The sequence below is a fragment of the Bradyrhizobium sp. BRP22 genome (assembly GCF_020194175.1).
Taxonomy (GTDB): Bacteria; Pseudomonadota; Alphaproteobacteria; order Rhizobiales; family Xanthobacteraceae; genus Bradyrhizobium.
Genome location: NZ_JADYVX010000047.1, coordinates 31,348 through 55,220, shown reverse-complemented (window position 1 = coordinate 55,220; position 23,873 = coordinate 31,348). Strand labels below are relative to the sequence as shown.

Genomic DNA, 23,873 nt, shown 5'->3' with positions numbered 1-23,873 from the left:
GGGCAGGGCAGCGAAAGCATCGACTATCTCGTCGATGCCGGCAGCACGATCGTGCTGTCAGCGCCGCGCATCAACACCGCAAACACCCACGGCACCGGCTGCTCGTTATCGTCGGCGATCGCGGCAGGGCTCGCCAAGAGCGAGGACATGGCGTCGGCGGTGCGCAACGCCAAGAGCTGGATCAGCGCCGCGATCGAATCCGCCGATCGCTTCGCCGTCGGCCAAGGCCACGGGCCGGTGCATCATTTTCACAGATTTTATTAGAAGCCCCGCGGGACCGTAGCCCGGATGGAGCGCGGCGCAATCCGGGCCTTTGCGCGCCTGGAGGCGGCTTATCCCGGATTATGCTGCGCTCCATCCGGGCTACAGGACCTCATTCCGTATATGCACGGCCCCTCGTGTCGCCAGTTTGTCGCATGGCGCTGTTATCCGCATTTCAAGGGCGCATCGCTGATTCTGGTGGGACCGTTGGCTGCGACGAATCGTCATCGCCCTGTCACAGGGATTTGTTAGGTGCACAGGTATGGGAAGCGACTCTTTCAGTGAAGAGAGCCCCGAGCGGCGCTTTCGCACTTTATTCATCTCCGATGTTCATCTCGGAGCCCGCGGGTCGCAAGCCGACCGATTGCTGGATTTCCTGCGCTCTCATGATGCCGATACGATCTATCTGGTCGGCGACATCGTTGACGGCTGGGCGCTGAAGTCGAGCTGGCACTGGCCGCAGACCCACAACGATTTCGTGCAGAAGATGCTGCGCAAGGCGCGCAAGGGCGCCAAGGTCATCTACATCCCCGGCAATCACGACGAATTCCTGCGCAAGTATTACGGCACGCATTTCGGCGGCATCGACGTGATGGAGAACACCATCCACACCGGCGTCGATGGCAAGCGCTACCTCGTGATCCACGGCGACATCTTCGACCTCGTGGTGCAGAACGCGCGCTGGCTCGCCCATCTCGGCGACAAGGCCTATGACTTCGCGATCCAGATGAATCGCTTCGTCAACTTCTTCCGCCGCATGTTTGGCGTCCCCTACTGGTCGCTGTCGCAATGGGCGAAGCTGAAGGTCAAGAAGGCGGTCAACTATATCGGCGCGTTCGAAACCACGCTCGCGAGCGAAGCGCGTCGCCATGGCTGCGACGGGGTCATCTGCGGCCACATCCACTATGCGACCATCCGCGACGAGCACGGCATCCGCTACATGAATTGCGGCGACTGGGTCGAGAGCTGCACCGCGCTTGCCGAGCATGAGGACGGTCGCTTCGAGATCATCACCTGGACGGATCCGGTCCGGCGCATCGCTCCGGTGCCACGGGTCACGGCACGCGCTGCATGACGAGGATCCTGGTCGCGACCGACGCATGGCATCCCCAGGTCAATGGGGTGGTTCGGACGCTGACCATGATGGCAGAGGCGGCAAGGGGCCTCGGCGTCGAGATCGTATTTCTCACGCCGCAGTCGTTCCGCACCTTCGCAATGCCGAGCTATCGCGACCTGAGGCTGGCCTTGCCGCACCCGGCTGCAATTGCGGCGCTGATCGAGCAGGACAAGCCCGACAGCATTCACATCGCCACCGAAGGTCCGATCGGGCTGTTGGTGCGCCGCTATTGCCGCAAGCGCGGCCTGCCGTTCACCACGAGCTTTCACACCCGCTTTCCCGACTATGTCTCGGCGCGCTCGCCGATCCCGGAGAACTGGGTGTGGTGGCTGTTGCGCCTGTTCCATCGGCCGAGCCAGGCGGTGATGGCGGCGACACCGGCGCTCGCCACGGAGCTGCGCTCGCGCGGTTTTCGCAATGTGGTGCTGTGGTCGCGCGGCGTCGATACCGCCTTATTCCATCCCCGCCATGTCGACCTCTGCCTTCCGGCGCCGATTTTCCTGAGCGTCGGCCGGGTGGCGGTCGAGAAGAACCTGGAAGCGTTCCTCGAGCTCGACCTGCCGGGCACCAAGGTCGTTGTCGGCGATGGGCCGGCGCGGCCGGCGCTGGAGCGGAAGTATCGCGACGCCGTGTTCCTGGGGGCACGGCACGGCGAGGAACTAGCGCGCATCTATGCCGCTGCCGACGTCTTCGTGTTCCCGAGCAAGACTGACACCTTCGGCCTGGTGCTGCTGGAGGCGCTGGCCAGCGGGCTGCCGGTTGCTGCTTTCCCGGTCACCGGTCCGCGCGACGTGATCGGCAACGCGCCGGTCGGCGTGCTGAAGGACGACCTCCGCGAGGCCTGCCTGGAGGCGCTCGGCGTTCCATCGCGGGCCTGCGTCGACTTCGCGGCGCGTCACACTTGGCAAGCCTCGGCGCGCGTCTTCATCGACCACGCGCTGAATCCGGTCGAGCCTGCGCCTGAGAACGAGCTGGCTGAATTCGTGGCCGAGGACCCGCATTTCGCGGCCTGACTTCACAGAGAAGCGTCTTGCCGGCCAGCCGGCGTCGGCGTTACAAATTGCGGATGACCGAAATCATCGCAAATCCGCCCGTGGCCGCGGCTGATATCGAAGCTGCCGCAAGGGTGGTCGCACCGTTCGCGGTGCGCACGCCGCTTCTGTCCTTTCCCGTGCTCAACGAGCGCGCCGGCACCAAGGTGTTCCTGAAGCCGGAAATGCTGCAGCGGACCGGCTCGTTCAAGTTCCGCGGCGCCTTCAACAAGCTGTCGTCGATCCCGCAAGCACAGCGCGGCGGCGGGGTGGTTGCATTCTCCTCCGGCAACCATGCCCAGGGCGTGGCCGCGGCGGCGAAGATCCTCAACATGCAGGCAACCATCGTGATGCCGGCGGACTCGCCGGTCACCAAGCGCGAGCGCACCAAATCCTATGGCGCGGAGGTCGTGCTGTATGACCGCGACCGCGAGGACCGCGAGGCGATCGCCAATGGCATCGCGAGCAGGCGTGGCGCGACCTTGGTGCGCCCCTATGACGATCCCTTCGTGATCGCGGGGCAGGGCACTGCGGGCCGCGAAATCGCCGAGGACATGGCCGCGCTTGGGCTCACGCCCGACATCGTGGTGGCGCCGGCCTCCGGCGGCGGACTGATCGCGGGCGTCGCGACCGCGGTGAAGGCGCAATTCCCGCAAGCCCAGGTGATCGTCGCCGAGCCGAAGGGCTATGACGATCATGCGCTGTCGCTGCAGGTGGGACATCGCGAGCCGCATCCCGTCGCCGCGCGCACCATCTGCGACGCGCTGATGGCGGCGATGCCGGGCGAGCTCACCTTTGCGATCAACAGCAAGCTATTGGCGGGCGGCGTATCGGCCTCCGACGAGGAAGTCGCCGCCGCGGTCGCGTTTGCCTATCGCGAACTGAAGCTCGTGGTCGAGCCCGGCGGCGCCGTCGGCCTTGCCGCGCTGCTTGCGGGCCGCATCGACGCCAAGGGCAAGAACGTCGTCATCGTTCTCTCCGGCGGCAATGTCGACGCCGACCTGTTCGCCAAGCTGGTGGCCTGAATACAGTTTCGAACGATGTGAGGGCGGAGCTTCGGCGCTCCGCCCTCAAACGTTTTGGCGCCCGCGTGTTCGCGCATGAACGGCATCCAAATCCCTGTCCTGACCCATCGATGGGCTGACTGCCCTTGCGGCGGCTTGCAGCAGCTGACAATCTTTGATTGCGCAAGGTCGAAGGAATTCAGCATGGGGGACGGCTCCGGGCGGACGGCTGCAACCGTGATCATCGCGGTGGTGCTCGTCTGCGCGGCGGCATCCCAGGCGAGCAGTGTGCTGGCGCCGCTGGCCGCGGCGCTCTTCATCATCGCGATCGTCTGGCCGGCGCAGAAGTGGCTGCAGTCGTGGATGCCAAAACTCGCGGCACTCGCGATCACCATGCTGGTCACCGTGACGGTCTGCGTCGCCTTCGCTTCGCTGGCGGCCTGGGGCTTCGGCCGCGTCGGCCGGTTCCTCGTCGCGGACGCAGCGCGGTATCAGGCATTCTATGAACGAGCCGTGGTGTGGCTCGATGGGCATGGCATAGAGGTTGCGAGCCTCTGGGCCGAGCACTTCAACGTCGGCTGGCTGCTGCGCGCCACGCAATACGTCACCGGCCGCGTCAACACCACGCTGAGCTTCTGGCTGATCGTGCTTGTCTATGTCGTGCTGGGATTGCTCGAGGTCGAGGACGCCAGGCGACGAATCGACGGACTGGACAACGCCACCGCTGCACGCGTGTTGCGCGACGGCAGTGTGGCGACCGCCGCCAAATTCCGCAAGTATCTGCTGGTGCGCACACAGATGAGTGCAGTCACGGGCCTCCTTGTCGGTCTCTTCGCCGGCATTACCGGATTGCCATTTGCATTTGAATGGGGCGTGATCGCCTTCGTGCTCAACTACATTCCCTTCATCGGCCCGTTCATCGCCACGCTGTTTCCCACGTTGCTAGCCATGACGACGTTCGAGAGCTGGCCGGCGGTGTTCGGTGTCTTCGCCTGCCTGAACATCATCCAGTTCGTGGTCGGCAGCTATGTCGAGCCGCGTGTCGCCGGCACCACGCTGTCGATATCGCCGTTCATCGTGCTGTTTGCGATCTTCCTGTGGACCTTCCTGTGGGGCCTGTTCGGCACCTTCATCGGTGTGCCCATCACGCTTGCGCTTCTCACCTTCTGCGCCGAACACCCATCGACGCGCTGGCTGGCCGATCTGCTCGGGGGATCGGCCGATGGCAAGCTAGCGAAGCACTAGAGCATTTTCGGTTCTGATTGAATCAGAACCGAAGCTCTAGATTCTTGTTTTGACGCGTTTTCTTCACGCGAACCGGTGTCCACTTCGCTCGAAAACACTCTAACCTAGAGCATGATCCGGAAAAGTGGAGACCGGTTTTCCGAAAAGATCATGCTCAAACAGGGAGCTAGAGCGGGATGACGATTCGAAGAAAAGTCATCACGCCCTAGCTGCCCGCAATTTCCACCTTTTCAGGCTCGGCAAGACAAAGCCTTCCGTCCTGACCGCTTACCAGCCGGTGGATGTAGAAATAGCTCGGCGCATCATCGGCGGCGTTCATCACCGGCGAGGGGGCGGAAACGATCCTCAACGCGCCGCATGCACCGATCCAATCGATGTGGCGGTGACCGTGCATCACCACGGCGCGATCGGCAAAGGCTTGCAGTCTGCGGATGAACCAGCTTCCATTGATCAATGCCGTCCCAATGCGCTCGGAGAACCTCTTCGTCGGCATCGGATATTCCACGACGTGGTGGTGCAGCGCGATGATCCAGCGTGCTCTGGGAAAATAGCCCATGGCCGCCTCCAGCCGCCGCACCTGTTCGATGGAGACCAGACCGAGCGCATTGGTGAATGAGAAGTGGGTTTCGGCATTGGAGTCGAGGATGGCTATTCCGAGACCCTCTTCCTGCTCTGGAGGCAGGATCATCGGGAACTGGTCCTCGTACAGCCGGCGAAGCCCGGCGCTCCGACGCAGGCCGCCGCGTTCCGCGAATGCGATGATCCGCTCGCGATGCGGCGCGAGCTGATCGTCCAGATTGGCTGCGACTTTCCCTGACTTGTCGACGAGGCTCACCCGATCGCCCTGAATGGCTGATATCGCCGACAGCGTCCGCATTTGCCTCAGCCGCTTGCCGGGGCTGAACGGCAAGTCGAGCCGGGCGGGGTTGGCCCGGTCGACGATGTTCACGTCATGATTGCCCGGCAGCACGATCGTCCGCGCGGCAAGCTCAGGGTGCTCTGACAATGCCTCGAGGAACTCGGCCCATTCGCTGGCGCGCCCGGCGTCCGTCATGTCGCCGCTGACAAGCACGTGATCCAGCGGATCGGCCGCATGAATGGCGGCGAGACGAGCGAGCACGGCGGCGAGGCGTTCATTGCCGCGCGGGCCGGCGCGCCCGCATTCGATGCGGAAGCCATATCGCTCGCCGACGACATGGAGATCCGACAGATGCGCGACGCGCCAGATGCGGGCATCGGATCGAGGGACGTCGAACGCGGCAAGATCGGCCGGCTGATCCATGCTGGCATCGGCAAAACCCCAGGCCAATGATGCAGCGGCGAGATAGCAGGACACGAGCACGATGGCGTTGGCCAGCGTCGTCATCACGAGATGATGATCCATGGCCAGATCGATCAGGCCGGCAGTCCATTGCGAGGCCGGCCAGACCAGGATCGCGATCAATGCCGCGCCTGCGCTCAACAGGATGCCGGCACCGAGCGAACACGCACGCCGCAGTCGCATGCGCAAAGCGGCCGTCAGGCTGTTCGGCCAGATTCGTTCCGTCAGATGCCGCAGTGCCTCGCGGCAGAACGCATAGCTCGGCTGTACCGCGAGCGCGTTGAGCGACCAGAAACTGGTCTCGGCGATCCGCAGCAGCGGCCGCCAGCCGAACCATCCCACCGCGACGATCGCGATCAGCATCAATGCCGCGCCGATTTCCGTCAGGACCAGGATCTGTTCGGACAGGATCGAAAGCCAGGCCGAAGCCAGCAGCGGCGCGAGGCCGAGCAGCACGGCCGGCAACAAGAGCAACGTCGTCCACGCGAACAGGAGCTTCGGCAGGCTGATCTCGACGAGCAGACTGCCGGCGATCGCGAGCAGCGAACGCTGTCCGGGGCTGGCGGCATCGTCCTCGACGTCGCCGTGGCGCGGATCAAGCAGCAGGCGGCCCTGAATGCTCGAAGGTTCGTCCGCCGATGTCGACCGCGTCATGAGATGAGTCCGTCGCTTGCACCTGCTGCCAGGATGGACTTCGCGTGCGTCGCTTCTGCGTCAGAGGGACGATGCGCAGTTGGCACGGAGTGCATGGATGCCGACGGCCGCGCATGTCTGTGCTGGCCAGTTTATCACAGGTCTTGCAACGAGGCATCGGCCGCCACGCGCGAGTCTCCTCGCGTTGCGGCGGCACTCGCGTCTAGGAGAAGAATGCGATCTTCTCGGCCTGACTCATGCGGCGGATCGGCGCCAGCGGGTCGTTGGCGGCCGTGGCGGGCTTCTTGACGATGCCGCTCGCAATGATGGTGGAGCCGAGCGAGATTTCGACCGGAGCCTCCAGCGGCGCGGCGAAGGTGGGCTCGGGCGGAAGCTCGGGCTCCGGTTCCGGCAGCGCCGCGGCGAGTTCGGGCGCTTGCGGGACGATCTCGGGCCCGGCCGGCGCTTGCAGCTCGGCCGTTGGTTCTTGGACGTTCGTTGCAATGGCGTCCTCAACAACCTCGAACGGATCGGGCGCGCCCATCTCCATCGCGATCATGTCGAGCACGGCCTCGTCATGGGCGTCGGCCGCAGCCTCCTCGGTGACGCGAGCAAGCTCGATGGCTTCGGCCTGCGCCAGCGCCACTTCGGCGGCCGCGAGCGCGACTTCCGCATCCGCGGTGATGGTCTCATCAGCGGCTTCGGGCTCCGGAGGCGCGACCGTCTCCATGGCGGCTGGCGCCTCCACTGGAGCTTCGACCTCTCCCGTGTGAAGGGAACGCTCCTCCGCAGGATTCTCTGGAGCGGGCGAGGGCGTCACCCGTGCTTCGGCGCTCGGCGCGGCCGCCTCATCGGCTTCGGAGAACTGGGCGAGGCGTTGCACGATCGGGGCAAAGGCGGCGTCCAGCGCGGCCTTCGCCTCCTCGGACGAAATCTGCGCGGCGCCGTTCTCGATCGCGACCACCTGCGAATCGATGAGGTCGCAGATCCGCCCGTCATTGCCGATCTCGCGCAGCCGCCACGCGATCTCGCGGATCACCCTCGCGCCCTTGCGCACCGGGGCGAGTTTCTGCTCCAGCGCCAGGCTGTCGAGCGCTTCGGCTGCAGACGCCTGTGCAGCCTCCACCGCGTCGCGGATCGCAGCGATGGCCTCGGCGACTGCCGGCCCCTGATCGGGCGGCTCGACCGCCTGCTTCTGCGCAAGGCTCTCCTCGAGCCGGGCCACCGCATCCAGCACCAGGCGGGTGTCGGCGTTGCGGTTGCGCTTGGCATATTCGGTGAGAAACCAGCGACCGCGCGCCGTCTCCATGAAGGCTTCGCTGATCGCGTGGTAATCCTCCTCTCCCGGCTGCACCGGGCGGGCTGTGATCGGCGAAAGGGCGAATGCTTCGTTGGCCATGCAAATCTCGTCGCGCAAATTGCGCCGCGCTGCGATAACGAACACCACGATATCACGCGAATCGCAATCGGACTGATGGCTTCCGAATCACAAATTCCTGCAGCGGCGCAAGCGGAGGCTAAGCGATTCGCAAGCCGTCTTGGCGGTTTTTACGGCACCATGTATGGGATGCTCGGCACTTATTTGCCGTTCTTCCCGGTCTGGCTGAAGGCGGTCGGGATCGAGGCGTCCTGGATCGGCATCATCACGGCGGTGCCCGCGGTAACCCGCTTCACCGTGCTGCCGCTGATCACGGGGCTAGCCGAGCGGCGGCAGATGCTGCGCGGCGCCATCATGATCACGGCAGCGGCGACCGCGCTCGGATTTGCCCTGGTCGGCACCCAGCACCAGGCGTTGCCGGTGTTCCTGGTCTTCGTCGTCACCTGCTGCCTGTGGACGCCGACGGGGCCGCTCACCGACGCCTATGCTTTACGCGCCGTGACGCATTACGGACTGAATTATGGGCCGCTGCGGCTATGGGGCTCGGCCGCCTTCGTGGTCGGCGCGCTCTTGTGCGGATTGCTGGTCGATACGGTCGCGGCGGAATACCTGATCTGGATCATCGCCGCGGTGGCCGGCGTCAGCGCGCTCGTAAGCCTCCGCCTGCGGCCGCTTGAAGTCGCAAAGAGGCCGGAGACCGCGCAACGCGGCGGCGGCACGCTGCTGCGCGATCGCGGCTTCCTCGCGATCATCGCGACGTCCGCCCTGATCCAGGGCAGTCACGTCGCCTACTACATCTTTGCATCCATTGCCTGGAAGCAGGCCGGGCTCGGCGGACTCACCATTGCCGCGTTGTGGTCGCTCGGCGTGCTCGCGGAAATCGTGCTGTTTGCGGTGTCGCCGCGCTTCACGCTGCCCTCGGCGATGCTGGTCGTGATCGGCGCGGTGGTTGCGGTCGCGCGCTGGGTCATCACCGCGCTGGAGCCGCCGCTTTCGATCCTCGCGATCGTGCAGCTCACGCATGGGTTGACGTTCGGCCTGACTCAGGTCGGCATCATGGGGCTCTTGGTGCATCAGGTGCCCGGACACGTGATGGCGCGCGGGCAGGGCTATCTCGCCGCCTGCGCCGGCATCGTCTCGAGCGGCACGTCGATTCTGTGCGGTCTGGTCTATGCGCGCTACGGTCAGGGCGTCTACTACCTGATGGCCGCAATGGCGGCGTCAGGGGCGCTCATCATGTGGTCGGCCCGGCACTACCTCCATCATCCCCAGAGCGCGGCCTCCGGCGGATAGATGAGGCTGCCGTCGTAACGCAGCCCGTGGTCGCGGTCGCGCGCCAGCAGCAGCGGACCATCGAGATCGACGAAGCGCGCCTGCGGCGCCAGCAGCATCGCCGGCGCCATGGCGAGCGAGGTCGCGACCATGCAGCCGACCATGATGTCGAAGCCGAGCGCCTGCGCAGCGTCCGCCATCGCTAAGGCTTCGGTCAGGCCGCCGGTCTTGTCGAGCTTGATGTTGACCGCGTCGTAGCGGTCGCGAAGTCCCTCCAGTGAAGCGCGTGCGTGCACGCTTTCGTCGGCGCAGACCGCAAGCGGCCGCTTGATCTCTGCCAGCGCCGCGTCGTTGCCGGCCGGCAGCGGTTGCTCCACCAGCGTGACGCCGGCATCGGCGCAGGCGGCAAGGTTTGCCGCAAGGTTGTCTGCCGTCCAGGCCTCGTTGGCGTCGACGATCAGCTCAGCGTTCGGCGCCGCCCTGCGTACCGCCTGGATACGCTCGCCATCGCCGTCGCCGCCGAGCTTGATCTTGAGCAGCGGCCGATGCGCGGCCCTGGCGGTGGCCTCCGCCATCGCCTCCGGCGTGCCCAGCGAGATCGTGTAGGCCGTGGTGCAGGCGGCTGGGGTGCTCCGCCCAAGCAGGTTCCAGATCCGGCGACCGGCGAGCTTGGCCTCGAGGTCCCACAGCGCGCAATCCAGCGCGTTACGGGCGGCACCTGGCGGCATTTGCGCCTGCAGGGCATGGCGGTCCATCCCGGCCCCAAGCGGCTCCTGCATCGCCTGAAGCGCCGCAAGCGTCGCCTCGGGCGTCTCACCATAGCGCGGGTAGGGCACGCATTCGCCGCGGCCGGTCAGCCCGTCCTGGCTGACCTCGGCGACGACGGTAACGGCCTCGGTTTTGGCGCCCCGGCTGATGGTAAAGGCGCCCGCGATCGGCCAGCGCTCGACCAGAGCGGCAAGCTGTTGCGCAGGTGGCGCGGATCGGCTGGAAGTCATTTCAAAATCTCGCAATTTCTGGACCGTGCGCTTGCGGGGCGCTACCAACTATGGCTGGTTAGCGCCAGATTCTACAAGGCAATGCGGCGTTCGAGTTCTGAACCTTCGAACGAGCCAACCAGCCTGGGGTGGGCATCTTGAACGGCGACCCGACACTGGAACGGATAGCACAAGGCGAAGGCCTTGCCCTGTGCGCCGCGGGGCCGTGGACGGCCCGTTTTGCTCCCGTGCTGGAGCGCATGGTAGCCGATGCCGAAAAACTCCGCGGCACCCGTCCCGACATCTTCATCGACGTCTCCCAGGTCTCCAAGCTCGACACCTTCGGCGCCTGGCTGATCGAGCGCCTCAGGCGCAGCCTGAGCCATGGCGGCGCGGAAGCGATGATCGCAGGCCTCTCGGAGAATTATTCGAGCCTGGTCGACGAGGTGCGGCGGGTGAAGGAGGCGCCGGAGGTCGAGACCAGTTCGGTCTCGCTCACCGCCATGCTCGACCAGATCGGCCGGGTGGTGGTCGGCATCGGTGGCACGATCATCGGACTGGTCGACATGCTCGGCGCCGTGCTTGCCGCGAGCGGGCACGTCTTGATCCGCCCGCGCTCATTCCGCCTGACCTCGACCATCCACCATCTGGAGCAGGTGTGCTGGCGCGCGGTGCCGATCGTCGTGCTGATCACCTTCCTGATCGGCTGCATCATCTCGCAGCAGGGCATCTTCCACTTCCGCAGGTTCGGCGCCGACATCTTCGTGGTCGACATGCTCGGCGTGCTGGTGCTGCGCGAGATCGGCGTACTGCTCGTGGCGATCATGGTCGCGGGCCGCTCGGGCAGCGCCTACACCGCTGAACTGGGCTCGATGAAGATGCGCGAGGAGATCGACGCGCTGCGCACCATGGGCTTCGATCCGATCGAGGTGCTGGTGCTGCCGCGCATGCTGGCGCTGGTGCTGGCGCTGCCGATCCTTGCCTTTCTCGGCGCAATGGCCGCGCTCTATGGCGGCGGACTTGTCGCCTGGCTCTATGGCGGCGTCGATCCGGAAGCATTCCTGCTGCGGCTGCGCGACGCCATCTCGATCGATCATTTCATCGTCGGCCTGGTCAAGGCGCCGGTGATGGCGGCGGTGATCGGCATCGTCGCCTGCGTCGAGGGGCTTGCAGTGCAGGGCAGCGCGGAATCGCTCGGCCAGCACACCACGTCATCGGTGGTGAAGGGGATCTTCTTCGTCATCGTGATGGATGGCGTGTTCGCGATCTTCTTCGCGTCGATCGGGATGTGACCATGGAGGTGCAGCCCATTTCCGACGCCATCATCCGCGTCCGCGACATCACGGTGCAATTCGGTAGAACGCGCGTGCTCGACGGCCTCGACCTCGATGTGAAGCGCGGCGAGATCCTGGGCTTCGTCGGGCCCTCCGGCGCCGGCAAGTCGGTGCTGACGCGCACCATCATCGGGCTGGTGCCGAAAGTGTCGGGACGCATCGAGGTGTTCGGCGTCGACCTCGACGCCGCCAGCGCCGGCGAACGGCGCCGGGTCGAACGGCGCTGGGGCGTCCTGTTCCAGCAGGGCGCGCTGTTCTCCTCGCTCACCGTGCGGCAGAACATCCAGTTCCCGGTGCGCGAATATCTGAAAGTCTCGCAGCGGCTGCTGGATGAGATCATGGTGGCGAAACTCGTGATGGTCGGGCTGAAACCCGAGGTCGCCGACCGCTATCCTTCGGAACTCTCCGGCGGCATGATCAAGCGCGTGGCGCTGGCGCGTGCGCTCGCGCTGGATCCCGAACTGGTATTCCTGGACGAGCCGACGTCGGGCCTGGACCCGATCGGCGCGGGCGAGTTCGACGAGCTGGTGCGCACCCTGCAGCGCACTTTGGGGTTGACCGTTTTCATGGTAACCCACGACCTCGACAGCCTATACACCGCGTGCGACCGCATCGCCGTTTTAGGGAACGGTAAGATCATTGCCGCAGGATCGATCGCCGACATGCAGGCCTCACAGCACCCTTGGCTGCGGCAATATTTCCATGGCAAACGGGCCCGCGCCGTCATCGGCTAGCGCATGATCGTGACAGGTGAAAACCGGCTTTCGGACAAGATCATGCGCGAGGGAAAAGGATCGGTGACGGCTCCGCTGCGGCGGAGCCCGGGCTTGGACGAGTAGCTGGAGCAATCGATGGAAACCCGGGCGAACTATGTCCTGATCGGCGCCTTTACACTGGCGGTGATCGCGGCTGCGTTCGGCTTTGTGCTCTGGTTCCAGAGCCTGCACACCACCAAGCAGCGCAGCCCTTTGCGGGTGGTCTTCGAAGGCCCGGCCTCGGGTCTGCGCAACGGCGGTAATGTCAATTTCAATGGTATCAGGATAGGGGAAGTCATCTCGGTCAAGCTCGACAATCCGCGCCGTGTGATCGCGCTGGCGATGGTCGAGAACAACGCGCCGATCCGCAAGGACACCCTGGTCGGCCTCGAATTCCAGGGGCTCACCGGCGTGGCCGCAATCTCGCTGAAGGGCGGCGAGGAGACGGCCCCTCCGGTGCCGCTCGACGAGGACGGCATCCCCGTGCTGACTGCCGACCCGAGGGCGCTGCAGGACGTCACCGAAGCGATCCGTGCGACGCTGCAGAACGTCAACCGGTTGGTCGCCGACAATCAGGAATCGGTGAAGAACTCGCTACGCAATCTCGAAACCTTCACCGCGGCGCTCGCGCGCAACTCCGAGAAGATCGACAACGTGATGTTGAGGGTCGACGGCGTGATGGGCAAGGCCGACAACCTCATGCTCGGCCTCAACAGCATCGCCGGCGGCGAGCGCGGTGGCGAACTGGCACAGATGGTGAAATCGATCCGCGAACTCGCCGAAGATTTTGACAAGCGCTCCGGTGCACTGATGGCCGACGGCCGCAGGACGCTCGGCGATATCAGCCGCGCCGTGAACAACCTCGACCGCAACCCGACCCGGCTGTTGTTCGGTGCCGGCAGCAGCAGTAGCAACAGCAACGCATCCGAACCGCCGCCCCCGCCGAGATCGCTGGGGCCAGAGCGAAGGCGGCAGTAGTCGCGAGGGCGAGCAGGGGCTCTGGCCGTCATCGTCCGCGAAGGCGGACGACCGCTTAAATCGAGGGGCCGCCAGCTACTGGATGCCCCGCCTTCGCGGGGCATGACGGAGAAAGATTGCCTCCGCGGTCATTGCGAGCCAATGGGTCGCGCGAACGCGCGACCGATGACAGGCTCCGCGAAGCAATCCATGTCGCCCCTGGCGGAAGGATGGATTGCTTCGTCGCTTTCGCTCCTCGCAACGACGAAAATAAAACGGAGGCCGAAAGCCTCCGTTTCTCCATTCGCTATTCGCCACTGACCACTCGCTATGCGCGTCTCACCCCAGCCGTCCCGCCGCATGGGCGAGCAGCGTGTACACCAGCCCCGTCTCCGAGGTGAGGTGGTTGCGCAGCGCCTGCGGGCCGCGATCCTCCCGGGCGACTTCATCGAGCAGCCGCTCGAACTCGGCGATGTAGCGGTCGACCGTCTGCTTGAAGCCGCGGTCGGAACGGTATTTGCGGGCGACCTCGTCGAAGGCCTTCTGGCCGGCCGGCGTGTAGAGGCGCTTGCTGAACGCCTTGTTCTCGCCGCGCTGGTAGCGGTCCCACATCTCGGCGGCGAGGTTGCGGTCCATTAGCCGGCCGATGTCGAGCGACAGCGATTCCAGCGGATTGGCGGCGGCAGCGGCCTGTGGACGGGGACGCGGCGCTTCGCGGGGCGTGGGGGTGGGCGTCTCGCTGCGGTTGAGCAGGTCCGACAGCCAGCCGTCCCGACCATTGTCCGGGTTCGCCGGGCTGACCGGCGGCGCCTCGGTGCGGCGCGAGGTCGAGGCCGGCACGCCAAGGTCCGGCGGTGGCAGGTTCGATGCGCTGCCATAGTCGCGCATGCGGGCATCGCTTCCGCGACCTCCGGCGGCAGCGACCATCACGGGCTCTTCCTGGCGCTGCGCGCTCGCCCGGTTGCTGGTCGCAACGTCGAGCCCGCGGCCGTGCTGCGCCACGATGCGGTTGAGCTCGGCCAGCGCCTCGATCTGGTCGACGATCACCTTGCGCATCTGCGCGGTGTTTTCCGCCGCCTCCTGCGGCATCTCGAGCACGCCGCGGCGCAGCTCGTTGCGGGTGGCCTCGAGCTCGTTGTGCATCTCGGCCGCCATCTGCTTCATCGACTGCACCATCGCGGAGAACTTCTCCGTCGATTCCTTGAACATCGCATCCGTGTCCTGGGTGCTCTGCTGGTACAGCTCGTTCATCGCATCGATCGTATGCTGCCGCTCGTTCTCGGCGGCCGCGCGCACGGCCTCGAACTGGCGGCTGATCGCCGCCGAGCCGGCGCCGGCGGTTTCCGCCACCACGCGGGCGATGTCGCGGGCGCGCTCCTCGGCTGCGGCGAGCGATTCATCGAGCAGGCCGGTGAAGCGCGACAGCCGCTGGTCGAGATCGGTGGTGCGCAGGTCGATGGTGGTGACCAGCGATTCCAGCGTCGCCTTGCGTTCGGCGATCGAGGAGGTGGTGTTGCGGTTGCTCTGCTCCACCAGTGCGGCGGCTTCGACCAGCGCGCGGCCGTGGGTGTCGAACTGGGTCGAGAGCTCGCCGAGGTCCTCCAGCGCCTTCTGGGTCTTGCTGTTGAACACGGTGAGCTGGTCTTCCAGCGTCTGGGTCGCAACGCCGTTGCGCGAGGTGACGTCGTTCATCGCCGAGACGAAGTCGGCGACGCGGGTCACGAGCGCGCGCTCGAGCGAGTTGAGATTGTCGTGGGCGCCGGTGAGCACTTCCTGCAGCAGGATGTTGCCCTCGCGCAGGCGCTCGAACAGCGCCACCGTATCCGTGCGCAGGATCTTGCTGGTCTCCTGCATCTCGGTGACGGCGGCAATCGAGACCTGGCGCGACTGATCGATCGCCGCGCGCGAAGAGTGCTCGAGGTCCTTCAGCGACTTCGCCACCGCCCCGGTGGCAAGATCGCCGGCGGAGGTGATGTTGCGCGCGACTTCGGCGCCGTGGGTCGACATCGTCTGCGCGAAGGTATGGCCGCGCATCTCGATCGACTTGAGCGCGTCCGCAGTGGCGCGGTCGATATCGGTGGCGAGCTGCGCGCTCTTGCTGGTGAGCGCTTCCACCAGCGTGCCGCGCCTTGTGTCGACCATCTGTGCCAGCCGCTCGGCCTGCTGCTGCACATAGGTGACGATCTCGTCGGTCTTGCCGGTCATGGTCGAGCCGAACTGGCTGGAGGCGGCGAGCACCGAACGCTCGATGTCGGCGGACGTCGTCTTGACCTTCGAGGAGACCTCGTTGGCGGCGGCAATCAGCGAACTCTGCGCGTTCTGCGCCGAGGTCTGGATCGTCTCGGTGGTGTTCGCCGTGACGGCGACGAGCGAGCGCTCGATCTGGACCGAGATGGCCTGGATCTGATTTGCCGCGTCGGAAGAGGTCAACGCGAACGAGGTCTGTGCCTCGCGCGCGCTGCTCAGGATGGCCGCGGCGGTGTCGGCGCCGACCGCGGTCAGCGTCCGCTCGATATCGATTGCCAGCGACTTGACGTGGTTGGCTGCCTCCGACGATGCGGTAGCCAGCGCGCTCTGGGCCTCGCGGGCACCCGAGGTGATCGACTCCGCGGTGGCGGCACCCGCCATGGACAGCGAGCGCTGCATATCAGCGGCCAGTGCCGTGACGGTGTTTGCAGCCTCGGTTGACGAGGCAACCAGCGTGTTCTGGGCTTCGCGCGCACCCGAGGTGATCGACTCCGCGGTGGCGGCACCCGCCATGGAGAGCGAGCGCTGCACGTCGGCGACCAGCGTCTTGACGGAGTTTGCAGCCTCTGTTGACGCAGCAACCAGCGTGTTCTGTGCCTCGCGTGCGCCCGATGTGATCGACTCTGCCGTGGCCGCGCCGGCCATGGATAGCGAGCGTTGCATATCAGCGCTCAGCGTCGTGACCGTGTTCGTAGCCTCGGTCGAGGCAGCAACCAGCGAGCCATGCACGTCGGCGGTCAGCGTTCGTATCAGGTTTGCCGCTTCCGTCGAGGCCGCCGCCAGCGTGCTCTGAGCCTCACGGGCGCTGTTCACGACTGCTTCGGCCGTCGACGCGCCTGTGGTCGACAGCGAACGCTCCACATCGGTCGCGAGCGCCTTCACCTGGCTGGTGATGTCGGTCGAGGCTGTGGTCAGCGCGTTCTGGGCCTCGCGTGCGCTGGTAACCACGGCTTCCGCCGTCGAGCTGCCGGCCAGCGAGAGCGAGCGTTCGACATCGCCCGCCAGGGACTTGATCTGGCTCGTGATGTCGGTGGATGCCGTGATCAGCGTGTTCTGGGCTTCGCGCGCACCGGCCGTGACGGCTTCAGCCGTGGCCGTGCCGGCGAGCGTCAGCGAGCGCTCGACGTCGATGGCGAGCGACTTGACCTGGCTTGCCGCATCGGTGGAGGCGCTGACCAGCGCGGTCTGGGCCTCGCGTGCTCCCGACAGGATCGAGGCGGCGGTGGCGCTGCCTGCGGCCTGCAGGGTGCGCTCAACATCGGTCGACAGCGCCTTGACCTGAGAGGCGACTTCGCCTGTGGCCGCCATCAGCGACGCCTGGGCGTCGCGCGCGCTGGACAGGATCGACGTCGCGGCTCCGGCGCCGACCGCGGTCAGTGCGGCCTCGACTTCGCCGGCGGTGAGCTTGAGCTGCGCGCCGACGTCGGAGGAGACCGTCAGCAACGACTGCTGCGCCGTGCGCGCGCCGGTCTGGATGGTCTCGCTGGTGTTGACCACCAGGTTGGTCAGCGAGCGCTCGGCGTCCTCGACATGCGACTTGATGCCGGAGGAGAGCAGTTCGGCGCGCGCCATCAGCTCGTCGCTGGCCTGGCGTCCGCTGCTCTCGATGCGGCCTGCCACGGCTTCCACGCGCGAGCCCAGCAGGTCCTCGAACTGCGCCACGCGGGTGTCGATATCACTGGCGATGGCGCCAACGCGGGTCTCGATGCCTTGATGGATTTCCAGGAACCGGGCCGAGATGGTGTCGGTCAGCTGCGCGCTGCGGCCGTCCACGGTTTCGGTGACGCTGGCGATGCGGCGGTCGAGCGCCTCAATCGCCTGCGCGGTGCCGTCGGTGAGCGAGGAGGAGAGCATGCCAAGGCGGGCGTCGATCGACTGGATCGCCTGCGCCGCGCCATCGGTGAGCGAGGTCGCGAGCATGCCGAGCCGGCCATCGATCGTCTGCGTGACCGAGCTGGCCCGGGTGTCGAAAGTCTGTTCCAGCGACTTCAGGCGGCCATCGATCGATTCGTCGAGCCATTTGAGGCGGCCGTCGAGCGAGTTGTCGAGGAAGCCAAGCCGCGTCTCGAGCGAGGCGTTGAGCGTGCCGATGCGGTTCTCCAGCGCGCTGTCGAGCGTGCTGACGCGGCCGCTCAGCGCGCTGTCGAACGAGGCGAGCTTGCTGTCCAGCGACGAGTCGAGGCTGGTGACGCGGTCACCGAGCGTGGTCTCGAACTGCAACAGGCGCTGGTCGAGGGTCGCCGTGATCTCGCCGCTGTTGGAGGTGAGGCGGGCGTCGAAATTGTCGACATAGTCCTTCAGTGTGGTGGCGATATCCTCGGTGCGCTGGCCCATGCGCTCGACGATCTCGCCGCCAAACATCTTCACGGTGCGGTCGAACTCCGCGATATGGCGGGTGATCAGCGCACCGAGCGTGCCGGAATCGCGGGCGAACTTCTCCGCCAGTTCCGCGCCCTGGTTCTTCACCAGTTCGTCGAAGGCGCTCATCTGCAGCGAGAGCGAGTCATGCGCGGTTTCGGTCTGACTCACCACCCTGGCGACCAGCGAATTGACGGTGATGTCGAGCGCTTCGCTCGCCTTGTCGCCGGAAGTGAGGACCTGGTTGGCCAGCCGGTTGCCGGCCTCGTCGATCTTGCCAATGAGGTCGCCGCTGCGCAGCTCGAGTTCGAGCAGGAGCGAGTCGGACGAATTCTTCAGGGAATCGTGCGCCTGTTCGGTGCGATCGGTGATGCTCTCGACGACGCTCGCGGCGCGCTGCTCGAATTCGCCGGTGATGCGGTCGATGCGCTCGTTCAGCATTTCATGGACGCGGTCGGCGAGGTCGACGAATTCGTCGTGGACGTGACCGGTCTTGAAGTTGAGGCTGCTCGTCAGCCGCTCGGAAGCGTCGAGCACCGCGCGCGTGGTCTCGGAGCTGGCCTCCTCGAGCCGGTCGAGCAGGTCGCCGCCGCGTTCGCCGAGCGCGAGGATCATGTTGTCGCCGGCATGGCTCAGCGCCTGGGTGATGTGGGCGCCGCGCTCTTCCAGGGCACCGGTGATGCTTTTTGCGACTTCGTCAACGCGCGAGGCGATCGCGTCCGAGATCAGCGCGATGTCGTGGCGCAGGTCGATCTGCACGCCGGAAATGGCGCTGCGGACCTGCTCGGCCTGTCCGACCAGATTGTCGCGCTGGTGAGCGATGTCCTGCAACAGCGCGCGGATGCGCACCTCGTTGTCGGAATAGGCGCGCTCCAGCGCCGCGACCTCGTTGGCGACCAGCGTCTCGAGTTCGCCGGCGCGCGCGATCGCGCGCTCGATGCCGTCGCCCATCGCCGCGACCTCGCGGCGGATCGCCTGTCCGACCGTGACCATGGAGTCGCTCGCAGCGCCTTCAGGCTCGGAGAAGCGGATCGCGACCTGCGCCATCGATTGCGCGATCATCCGCATCTCCTGGCCGCGCCAGGCGAGACTCGCGAGAAAGTAGAACAGCAGCACAGGCGCCAGGAATAGGCAGACGAGGCCCGCCAGCACCAGCACGCCGCCGCTCTGGCCGATCGCGGCCTGCAGCGACGACAGGAAGCTCACCGTGAGCAGGCCGCAGCCGAGCAGCCAGACGCCGGTGAAGATCGACGCAAAGGTGTAGACGTTGCGGGCAGGGCGGCCCGTCTGCAGCGCCTGCAGCAATTGTCCGATCGCCTCGCGATCATCATTGGCGGCGCGGCGGGGGCTGCGCTGCTCCTCGATCGGCTCGAATACCGAGCGTTCGCTGCTCGGACGCGTCTCGAACGGAGTTTCGGGGAAAGGCGTGGTCGCAGCAGGCATCACGGGCGGCGCGACTTCGCTGCCACTGGTACTGGTACTGGTCGCATCGCGATTGGGCTCGGCGCTCGATTCGCCGATGTTCAGAGCCTCCTGAATGGCAGACAGCGCAACTTCGGTGGGATCTTTCACCTTCTTGGGATTGTTCGCCATGTTAAGTCTGAGCCCTCTCAACTATTACGCGTCGGCGACCTTGCGAACATCGTCCCCCGCAAGCTCGAGCCGTCCCGTCCCCGTAAAGCGGTACGCAAGCACGCCCGTCGGCCGCTTGTCCCCTACATCCGGAAACATCCTATTGGTTGAGCGATGCGAATGAAATGGCCGCGATTAAGACATTCTTAATCATCGTTAACAGCTTTATGCCATAAGGCCTTATGCTTACACACAATTCCCGCTTGCTGAGGGCCATTGAGGTGGTACTTTGTCCGAAAAAGGGCAAAGTTGAGGCAAATTTGGCCAACGATCCGTTAACTAATTCCGTGATTGGTTGAGGCCGCAAACGGCCCCACCGAAAACGAGGCGGCGGCCAGTCCCCCGGATCAGACCATGCCGCGCCACCTCGAACGCACCCAATGGATAGCTTCGCCGCCACTCGCGCCCGGTGACGGTCCGATCGACCTTGCGCATCTTGCGCGGATGTCGCTCGGCGATGCCGCGCTCGAGCGCGAGGTGCTTTCGCTGTTCGTGGCGCAATCGGTCAAGCTGATCGAGACGCTGGCAACCCTCCCGCGGGACGGGCGCGAATTGGTGCACAAGCTGAAGGGCTCGGCGCGTGCGATCGGCGCCTTTGCCGTGGCCGATGCGGCCGCCAGGCTGGAACACGTCCTGGTGAGCGGCGCCGAACCGGCGGAGCCTTTGGCGGTTCTCACCGAAGCGGTCGCACGGGCGCGGAACGCGATCGAAGTGATCCTCGGCGCGCCTTCAAACCGGAATTAGCCGGCAAAATTCAGGTCAAAAGGTTTTGCGCGAGGGGCCCCCGCCGCTGGCGCTCGCGGGATCGACCCGTTATAGGGACTGCCGGGGACCTCATCCAGATCCGTATTCCGGCAGCACGAGCGATCATGGCCAAGATAACTTATGTCGACCATTCCGGGGAAAGACGCACCATCGAGGTGGAGAACGGCGCGACCGTGATGGAAGGCGCGATCCGCAATGGCATTCCGGGCATTGAGGCCGAATGCGGCGGTGCCTGCGCTTGTGCGACCTGCCATGTTTATATCGACGAGGCCTGGCGCGAAAAGGTCGGCGCACCCACGCCGATGGAAGAGGACATGCTGGATTTCGGTTTCGACGTGCGGCCGAATTCGCGCCTTTCCTGCCAGATCAAGGTCACCGACGAACTCGACGGCCTCGTGGTGACGACGCCGGAACGGCAGGCTTAATCCAGTTGATCCTGATCCAGGCCGCGGTGAATCCACGGTTTCAGATTGGCCTTCACGTCATCGGTCAGGGGAACCGGCTTGCGTGTGGCCTCGTCGATCAGCACCGTCACCGCCTGCGCTGAGGCCACGCATCGGCCCTGCGAAAATACGACCTGATCGAACGTCACCGAGGTTCGCCCGAACTTCGCGACGCCCAGTCCCAGCTCGATCGCGCCAGGCCAATGCAGTTCGGCGCGAAAGTGGATGTCGAGCCGCACCATGATCCAGGCCAGCCCCTCCGGCACCAATCCCTTGCTGCGATCCTTCATCAGCGTGACGCGGCCGGTCTCGAAATAGCTCGCATAGACCGCATTGTTGACGTGCCCATTGGGATCGAGGTCGGCAAAGCGCACATTGTCCGACAGCCGATAGGGATAGTCTTCCAGGCGCGGCGTGGCGTCGGAACGGATCGGGGCATTCACTTGCACAATCTCCGGATGGTTCGGCCCGTTACAGCCTAGTTGTCGAGTTGCGGCAAGGGGTTGCCGCGGCGTCTGCCGCCCCTATTATGGCGTTCCCGATCAGGCCGCTCTGGCTCGGTCGGCGAAGTCTTCCCATTTCGTACTCAACTGACAAAGAAGCGGATATGAGCGAAGCGATCAAAACCGACGTGTTGATTATCGGCGCGGGTCCCTGCGGACTGTTTGCCGTGTTCGAACTGGGCCTGCTCGACATGAAGGCGCATGTGGTCGACATCCTCGACAAGATCGGCGGCCAGTGCGCCGAGCTGTATCCGGAGAAGCCGATCTACGACATTCCCGGCGTTCCGCTCGTCACCGGCCAGGGGCTGACGGATTCGCTGCTGGAGCAGATCAAGCCGTTCAGCGCGACCTTTCACCTCAACGAGATGGTGGAGACGATCGAGAAGATCGGCGATCCCGCCTTCCGCGTGACGACCGATGCCGGCAAGGTGTTCGAATGCAAGGTGGTGGTGATCGCTGCCGGCGGCGGATCGTTCCAGCCGAAGCGGCCGCCGGTGCCGGGCATCGAAGCCTATGAAGGCAGCTCGGTATTTTACGCCGTGCGGAAAATGGAGCAGTTCCGCGACCGGAACATCCTGATCGTCGGCGGCGGCGATTCCGCGCTCGACTGGACGCTCAACCTGCACCCGATCGCCAAACGCATCACGCTGCTGCATCGACGCGATGAATTTCGCGCCGCGCCTCATAGCGTCGAGCAGATGCGCGCGCTGGTCGCCGACGGCAAGATGGATCTGAAGCTCGGCCAGGTCACCGGCCTCGAAGGCGAGGGTGGCAAGCTTGCGGCGGCAACGGTGAAGGGCAACGACAACGCGATCACGCGGGTCGCGTGCGATACGATGCTGCCGTTCTTCGGGCTCACGATGAAGCTCGGCCCGGTCGCGAACTGGGGCGTGGCGCTGGAGAACAATCTCGTGCCGGTCGACACCGCCGCCTTCGAAACCAACGTCTCAGGCATTTTCGCGATCGGCGATATCAACACCTATCCCGGCAAGCTGAAGCTGATCCTGTCCGGTTTCCACGAGGGCGCGCTGATGGCGCAGAAGGCGCACCGCTATGTCTATCCGGACAAGCGGCTTGTGTTCCAGTACACGACGTCATCTTCGAGCCTGCAGAAGAAGCTCGGTGTCAATTGATTCCCATCAAAGCATGGTCGATTGGGTCCCAGCTAAAATATCACTGATCCGGACCACAGGGCGGCCCTGCGGCTATTTGCATCGTTCTGCGCTACCACTGGAACCTACCGCGAAATGGCCGTAGTCTTCGTTCATTCCTTTGATAGATTAGTCGGGTGACGACGATGCTGAATTGGCGATTTCGATTTCGACTGACGGCGCCGATCATCATGGCGTTCCTTCTGGCGGCGGCACTGCCGGTGCAGGCCCAGCAGCCGTCGGCGGCAGGCCTGTGGCAGAAGGTCGAGGACGGCAAGCCCGTGATATGGGTGCTGTTCGTCGACAATAACGGCGTCTTCGAAGGCATCATGGCGAAGACGTTCCCCAAGCCCGGCGAGCCTGTCACCCAAGTCTGCTCGAAATGCACTGACGACCGCAAGAACGCTCCACTGCTGGGCATTCCCTTCATCCGCAACATGAAGCGCAGCGGATTGAAGTACGAGGAAGGTAACGTGCTCGATCCGCGCGACGGCAGCATCTACAAGGCCAAGATGAGCGTCAGTCCCGACGGCAAGGAATTGACGATGCGCGGCTATATCGGCATCTCGCTGTTCGGCAAGGACGAGACCTGGTATCGCCTGCCCGACACGGCGATCGCGCAGCTCGATCCCGGCATTGTCGCGAAATATCTGCCGGCACAGGCCGCCGCGATGAAGCCGCCGCCTGCGGCCACGAAGAAGAACGTTCCGTCCGCCGCGCCGCCTACGCGTTAGGGGCCTGGAGAACCAGCCTGAGGACGGCTTCCGCTTCCGACCCGGCGGAGCCGTCTCAACCTCCTGCTGCAGAGATGGGTCACACCATCTGGTTCACACAGCATCGTTGAAGTCTGCATCGAGCCTTCGCGTGAGCTCTTCTCACGTCATGCGCGAATTTTTTTGAATTGTCCCGCTCAAGTTCCAGAGATAGGTTCGTATTCCCATCCGTTGACGTCGCTGAGACGTTCTCGTCCTAGCACCGAGACGGGCGTAGAAGTGATCTTGACAGGAGACGCAGGCAACATGGTGAGCGACACGAACGTTCGGGCTGGCCAGTGCCATTGCGGCGCGGTGCGTTTCGAGGCGACGCTCAGCGATGGTTTCAATTCGATCCGCCGCTGCACCTGCTCTTACTGCCGGATGCGAGGCGCCGTCGTGGTCATGGCGGAGATGGGTGGAATCAAGCTTCTGCAGGGCGAGGATGCGCTAACAACCTACCGCTTCCATACGGGATCGGCGCAGCACTTCTTCTGTTCTTGCTGCGGAATATACACGCATCATCAACGACGATCGAACCAGAACCTGTACGCCGTAAATGTGGCTTGCCTGGACGGGGTAAGCCCATTCGATTTCTCCGAGGTGCCCGTCATGGATGGCATCAATCATACGAACGACACCGGGAGGCCAACCCGTCGAGCAGGCACCCTCCGCTTCATCCCGGCCGACTAACGATCGCGGTCGAGGACAATGCCGTGGTTCGGTTCACCACTGTA

19 protein-coding genes are annotated in these 23,873 nt (G+C 65.0%); 14 read left to right on the top strand and 5 right to left on the bottom strand.

The genetic code is table 11. The features are described 5' to 3' along the window. The 5 genes from I6F35_RS35615 to I6F35_RS35595 form a co-directional block, all read left to right on the top strand. Nucleotides 1-264, top strand: a 264-nt coding sequence (locus I6F35_RS35615) for a bifunctional hydroxymethylpyrimidine kinase/phosphomethylpyrimidine kinase (protein ID WP_225122309.1), incomplete at its 5' end; no start/stop codon positions are given. A gap of 259 nt (nt 265-523) precedes the next feature. Further along, nucleotides 524-1,336, top strand: a complete 813-nt coding sequence (locus I6F35_RS35610; RefSeq protein WP_028163613.1) for a UDP-2,3-diacylglucosamine diphosphatase — start codon at nt 524-526, stop codon at nt 1,334-1,336. Next, nucleotides 1,333-2,391 (top strand): glycosyltransferase family 1 protein, encoded by a 1,059-nt coding sequence (locus tag I6F35_RS35605; protein ID WP_225122308.1) that lies wholly within the window; start codon nt 1,333-1,335, stop codon nt 2,389-2,391. The genes I6F35_RS35610 and I6F35_RS35605 overlap by 4 nt, the downstream gene beginning before the upstream one ends. Before the next feature lie 53 nt (nt 2,392-2,444). Next, nucleotides 2,445-3,434 (top strand): threonine/serine dehydratase, encoded by a 990-nt coding sequence (locus I6F35_RS35600; protein ID WP_225122307.1) that lies wholly within the window; start codon nt 2,445-2,447, stop codon nt 3,432-3,434. A gap of 183 nt (nt 3,435-3,617) precedes the next feature. Continuing rightward, nucleotides 3,618-4,658, top strand: a complete 1,041-nt coding sequence (locus I6F35_RS35595; protein WP_225122306.1) for an AI-2E family transporter — start codon at nt 3,618-3,620, stop codon at nt 4,656-4,658. 205 nt (nt 4,659-4,863) lie between these two features. Here the strand turns inward: I6F35_RS35595 and I6F35_RS35590 are convergent, their stop codons facing one another. Together I6F35_RS35590 and I6F35_RS35585 are read right to left on the bottom strand one after the other, a co-directional pair. Beyond that, nucleotides 4,864-6,633 (bottom strand): metallophosphoesterase, encoded by a 1,770-nt coding sequence (locus I6F35_RS35590; protein WP_225122305.1) that lies wholly within the window; start codon nt 6,631-6,633, stop codon nt 4,864-4,866. 202 nt (nt 6,634-6,835) lie between these two features. After that, nucleotides 6,836-8,011, bottom strand: a complete 1,176-nt coding sequence (locus I6F35_RS35585; RefSeq protein ID WP_225122304.1) for a hypothetical protein — start codon at nt 8,009-8,011, stop codon at nt 6,836-6,838. A gap of 75 nt (nt 8,012-8,086) precedes the next feature. Between I6F35_RS35585 and I6F35_RS35580 the strand changes: the two genes are divergently transcribed. After that, nucleotides 8,087-9,283: an MFS transporter gene (locus tag I6F35_RS35580; protein ID WP_225122303.1), complete on the top strand. Its 1,197-nt coding sequence runs from the start codon at nt 8,087-8,089 to the stop codon at nt 9,281-9,283. Here I6F35_RS35580 and dgcA read toward each other — a convergent pair. Continuing rightward, a complete protein-coding gene (gene dgcA / locus I6F35_RS35575; protein ID WP_225122302.1) occupies nt 9,253-10,260 on the bottom strand; it encodes an N-acetyl-D-Glu racemase DgcA in 1,008 nt (335 codons plus the stop codon). The two genes, I6F35_RS35580 and dgcA, sit on opposite strands and share 31 nt — an antisense overlap. A gap of 137 nt (nt 10,261-10,397) precedes the next feature. On the opposite strand from dgcA, the gene I6F35_RS35570 reads away from it, so the two are divergent. From I6F35_RS35570 to I6F35_RS35560, 3 genes are all read left to right on the top strand, one after another. Further along, nucleotides 10,398-11,531 (top strand): ABC transporter permease, encoded by a 1,134-nt coding sequence (locus I6F35_RS35570; protein WP_225122301.1) that lies wholly within the window; start codon nt 10,398-10,400, stop codon nt 11,529-11,531. 2 nt (nt 11,532-11,533) lie between these two features. Next, complete coding sequence (locus I6F35_RS35565) at nt 11,534-12,307, top strand: ABC transporter ATP-binding protein (RefSeq protein WP_225122300.1); 774 nt, start codon at nt 11,534-11,536, stop codon at nt 12,305-12,307. A gap of 117 nt (nt 12,308-12,424) precedes the next feature. Beyond that, the gene (locus I6F35_RS35560) at nt 12,425-13,306 is read left to right on the top strand and encodes an MlaD family protein (RefSeq protein ID WP_225122299.1); all 882 of its coding nucleotides are present in this window, start codon (nt 12,425-12,427) and stop codon (nt 13,304-13,306) included. 318 nt (nt 13,307-13,624) lie between these two features. On the opposite strand, the gene I6F35_RS35555 is transcribed toward I6F35_RS35560, so the two are convergent. Beyond that, nucleotides 13,625-19,483: a negative regulator of septation ring formation gene (locus I6F35_RS35555; RefSeq protein WP_225122298.1), complete on the bottom strand. Its 5,859-nt coding sequence runs from the start codon at nt 19,481-19,483 to the stop codon at nt 13,625-13,627. Nucleotides 19,484-19,876: 393 nt separating this feature from the next. On the opposite strand from I6F35_RS35555, the gene I6F35_RS35550 reads away from it, so the two are divergent. Both I6F35_RS35550 and I6F35_RS35545 read left to right on the top strand, forming a co-directional pair. Next, nucleotides 19,877-20,266 (top strand): Hpt domain-containing protein, encoded by a 390-nt coding sequence (locus tag I6F35_RS35550; protein ID WP_225122297.1) that lies wholly within the window; start codon nt 19,877-19,879, stop codon nt 20,264-20,266. A gap of 125 nt (nt 20,267-20,391) precedes the next feature. Beyond that, nucleotides 20,392-20,712 carry a 2Fe-2S iron-sulfur cluster-binding protein gene (locus tag I6F35_RS35545; RefSeq protein ID WP_225122296.1) on the top strand — a complete coding sequence of 107 codons (321 nt, stop codon included), beginning with the start codon at nt 20,392-20,394 and terminating at the stop codon, nt 20,710-20,712. On the opposite strand, the gene I6F35_RS35540 is transcribed toward I6F35_RS35545, so the two are convergent. Then, a complete protein-coding gene (locus I6F35_RS35540; RefSeq protein WP_225122295.1) occupies nt 20,709-21,173 on the bottom strand; it encodes a thioesterase family protein in 465 nt (154 codons plus the stop codon). The two genes, I6F35_RS35545 and I6F35_RS35540, sit on opposite strands and share 4 nt — an antisense overlap. Nucleotides 21,174-21,337: 164 nt before the next feature. Here I6F35_RS35540 and I6F35_RS35535 point away from each other — a divergent pair, with 164 nt between their 5' ends. From I6F35_RS35535 to I6F35_RS35525, 3 genes are all read left to right on the top strand, one after another. Then, entirely contained in the window at nt 21,338-22,366 is a 1,029-nt protein-coding gene (locus tag I6F35_RS35535) for an NAD(P)/FAD-dependent oxidoreductase (RefSeq protein WP_225122294.1), read from the top strand. A 164-nt stretch (nt 22,367-22,530) separates the two neighbouring features. Beyond that, entirely contained in the window at nt 22,531-23,118 is a 588-nt protein-coding gene (locus I6F35_RS35530; RefSeq protein ID WP_225122293.1) for a DUF2147 domain-containing protein, read from the top strand. Nucleotides 23,119-23,403: 285 nt separating this feature from the next. Beyond that, nucleotides 23,404-23,829 carry a GFA family protein gene (locus tag I6F35_RS35525; RefSeq protein ID WP_225122292.1) on the top strand — a complete coding sequence of 142 codons (426 nt, stop codon included), beginning with the start codon at nt 23,404-23,406 and terminating at the stop codon, nt 23,827-23,829. Nucleotides 23,830-23,873: the final 44 nt, after the last annotated feature.